The sequence below is a fragment of the Grimontia celer genome (assembly GCF_900055185.1).
GTDB lineage: Bacteria > Pseudomonadota > Gammaproteobacteria > Enterobacterales > Vibrionaceae > Enterovibrio > Enterovibrio celer.
This window is the reverse complement of record NZ_FIZX01000092.1, coordinates 1-517: the sequence shown is the minus strand read 5'-3', so window position 1 is coordinate 517 and position 517 is coordinate 1. Positions and strand designations below refer to the sequence as shown.

1 protein-coding gene is annotated in these 517 nt (G+C 42.7%); it reads left to right on the top strand.

The genetic code is table 11. The features are described 5' to 3' along the window. On the top strand, nt 1–517 hold a 517-nt coding region (locus tag GCE9029_RS25590), incomplete at both ends, for a DNA topoisomerase (protein ID WP_231870205.1).

The window sequence follows — 517 nt, the reverse complement described above, 5'->3', positions numbered from 1 at the left end:
GATATTAGTGTGACGTGGTGTGTTGGCCACCTGCTGCAGCTTACCGATCCGGAAAACCACAATGACCACTATAAACAATGGTCACTAAGCCACTTACCGATCCAATGGCCTGTTGAGTACAAGCCAAAACCAAAGACCAAGAAACAGCTTGATGTAGTGGTGAGAAAACTTAAAGAAGCAGACCAAATCATAATCAGCACAGATATTGATGACGCGGGACAGCATATAGGAGATGCTATACTTGAATATGCGAACCTATATGACGATTCAGTTGAAAGACTTTTAATCAATGACAACCATCCAATCAAAATAAAACAAGCACTGCAAGACATTAAGAAAAACACTGACTTCTACGGGTTGCATCTCAAAGAGAAGAACCGCGCAATTGCCGACATGAGAGTTGGTTACAATCTGACAAGGCTATTAACAAAGCAAAGTGAAAGTCAGGGCTATAAGCGACTATTTACTGTAGGGCGTGTCCAGTCCGCAGTCCTTGGTCTTGTCGTTCGTAGATACC